Source organism: Dietzia sp. DQ11-44, from assembly GCF_014145205.1.
Lineage (GTDB): Bacteria > Actinomycetota > Actinomycetes > Mycobacteriales > Mycobacteriaceae > Dietzia > Dietzia natronolimnaea.
The window spans coordinates 1-2,302 of record NZ_JAALEC010000408.1; the positions used below are offsets into that span (position 1 = coordinate 1).

A 2,302-nucleotide genomic window follows, 5' to 3' on the forward strand; every position below is an offset into this window, starting at 1 on the left:
TCACAGCTTGTTCAGCAGTCTCCTAGCCGCCTGCGGGAGGACCGCCAGCGACCTCCCGGGGTCGCTGGCGGTTCTCCGGGTGTTTACCCTGGCCGCATGGCCCCACCCGCGGATGACATACCGACCGGAGCGCCACCGGACCACGATCGAGACCCGGGGGTAGCCGGCTATCGCCTGTCCCGGGCGGCCAGGTGGCTGCTGCTGCCCTCGGTTCTCCTGGCGCCGCTGTCCGGGATCCTGTACGTCGTGGTCCGATCCACCGGGAGCTACGAGCGGGATCACGGGTGGAACCTGCTGTGGAGCGCGTTCGACATCGGGGGCGAGGGGAACATCGCGGTCTGGTTCGCGGCCACGATGTGGCTGCTCGTCGCCGCGCTGGCCGCGCTGGCAGCCCTCACCTCTGATCGGTTCCGGGCGTCGTGGTGGCTGTTCTCCACCGTGGCCGTCATCGCCTCGGCCGACGAGGCGGCGCAGCTCCACGAGCGACTCTTCTATTTCGGTGACCGCCTGGCGCCGGCGGTGCCGGGGGATCTCCACTACAGCTGGGTCATCCCCGGGACCGCCATCGCGCTGGTGGTCGCCGCGCTCCTCATCCGCCTGGTCCTCGCCCTCCGAACCCGGGTGACGGTCGGGCTGATCGGCTCCGCGGTGGTGTTCCTCCTCGGAGCGCTGGTCATCGAGTCAATCTCAGGGATCGTGGAACGCGACCAGGGGATGTCCGACCTGTATGTGGCGATCATGTACGTCGAGGAGACCTTCGAACTGATCGGTGTGGCGTGGGCCGTGATCGCGCTGGCCTCGATGTTCCGCCTGACCCGGAGTCCCAAGGCACTCGCCCTCACCTTCGACGGATTCTCCCCGTCGCCGGGTGATGCGGGGCCGCGGCGCCGAGTCTCGGGTTAGCCCGATCGAGCACCGACGGCGGGACGGGGGCGCCGCCGGACGACGGCGGCGATCATCCCCACCTTGTCTCGTGCGGGCATGATCACCCACATGTCCCACATCGCCAGCGTCAGCTGGTACGAGGGGCTCGCGCCGTCGAGGAACCACCGCTGGCGACGAGCGTCGATCCGGCCGAACGCGCCGAACAGTTGCCTCAGGGTCCGGGCGTCGGCGCGCAGGAGAACGCGGAGCCCGATCCTGTGCAGCGCGGTGCTCGCGGGGGACCGGGGCGCCGGGATCGGGAATCCGGTGCCGAGGGCGTGCACCGCGCCGGGGACCGCCGCCAGCATCGAGGCCACCGAATACCCCGTCGCCGCGTGGCCGTGTCCCCCGGCGGTGCCGAAGGCCTCGATCCGGGGGGCTCCGGACCCACCACCTCGGGGCAGGAGCGGGATCCGCACCCGCTCCACCTCGAGCGGCGCATCGATGGCCGACCGCGCGACCCCGCGTCGCAGGAGCCTCGACCGCAGCCGGGCCGCGAGGTCGACGGGATCCGGTGCGGGCAGCCCCGCCAGACACGTCTCCTCCACCAGGACCCTGCCGGCACCCAGGGGTATCGCGTACAGGAAGCTCGGGCCGAGTTCGTCGTCGTCGTGGTCCGTCCGCCAGTCCATGAACAGCGCCGGATCACCAGCGAGGGCGGGGGCGGCGTCCTCCGCGTCCAGGACGATCCCGTAGGCGGTCTGGAGGGGCCCTCGGTTGGCGGAGCCACCGGCGCCGCGGCAATCCACCACGCGGTGCGCCCGGGCGGTCAGTGCAGGCAACGCGGCATCGTCGACGGCCGTGGTCTCGACGGTCACGCCGGCTCCGAGAGGCAGTGCCTCGCGCAGGGCGTCGTTGTCGAGCACGCTGTAGGCCCGGTCCACCACGGCCCGGTCGGGGGAGTAGTGCACCGGCGCGTGGACGGAGTGTGCCAGGACGTCGACACCGCACGACGCCACCGAGAGCCACGGGGGGAGCTGGTCGGCCCACAGGGAGAGCGTCTGGCGCCACGGCGCGTCCGGTTTCGGATCGATCGCGAGGACGCTCAGGCCCGCGGCGGCGCAGCGGGAGGCGAGCGCGCGGCCGGCCGGTCCCAGACCGACGACGGCGACGTCGTAGAGAGCAGCCCCCGTAGCATCCATCACGACAGACAGTACCGCCGACGAGAGGACGTGGACGTGCCGGGAGCGTTCTACCACCAGGTCGCCGAGGGCCGATTCGAGTCCTCCCCGTTGACGGCCGGTCCGTGGTCACCGGACTCACAGCACGCCGGCCCGCCCAGCGCGCTGCTGGTGCGGGCCATGGAGCGGTTCGAGCGGCGGCCCGGGGTGCGGCTGTCCCGGGTCTCGGTCGACGTCCTCGGCCCGGTGCCCGTGGC

The 2,302-nt window shown here is 72.1% G+C and carries 3 protein-coding genes; 2 read left to right on the forward strand and 1 reads right to left on the reverse strand.

Translation table 11 applies throughout. From position 1 onward, the window contains the following. Positions 1-96: 96 nt before the first annotated feature. Entirely contained in the window at positions 97-903 is an 807-nt protein-coding gene (locus G6018_RS10675; protein ID WP_241732053.1) for a hypothetical protein, read from the forward strand. On the opposite strand, the gene G6018_RS10680 is transcribed toward G6018_RS10675, so the two are convergent. Beyond that, complete coding sequence (locus G6018_RS10680) at positions 900-2,066, reverse strand: lycopene cyclase family protein (protein ID WP_182639569.1); 1,167 nt, start codon at positions 2,064-2,066, stop codon at positions 900-902. The genes G6018_RS10675 and G6018_RS10680 overlap by 4 nt on opposite strands. Positions 2,067-2,102: 36 nt before the next feature. Here G6018_RS10680 and G6018_RS10685 point away from each other — a divergent pair. Continuing rightward, positions 2,103-2,302: acyl-CoA thioesterase domain-containing protein (locus tag G6018_RS10685; protein ID WP_347237854.1), on the forward strand; the 200-nt coding region annotated here is incomplete at its 3' end.

Bases quoted from the DNA above. Each gene is read 5' to 3' on its own strand.
- G6018_RS10680 (WP_182639569.1), bottom strand. From the start codon at position 2,066: ATGGATGCTACGGGGGCTGCTCTCTACGACGTCGCCGTCGTCGGTCTG.
- G6018_RS10675 (WP_241732053.1), top strand. From the start codon at position 97: ATGGCCCCACCCGCGGATGACATACCGACCGGAGCGCCACCGGACCAC.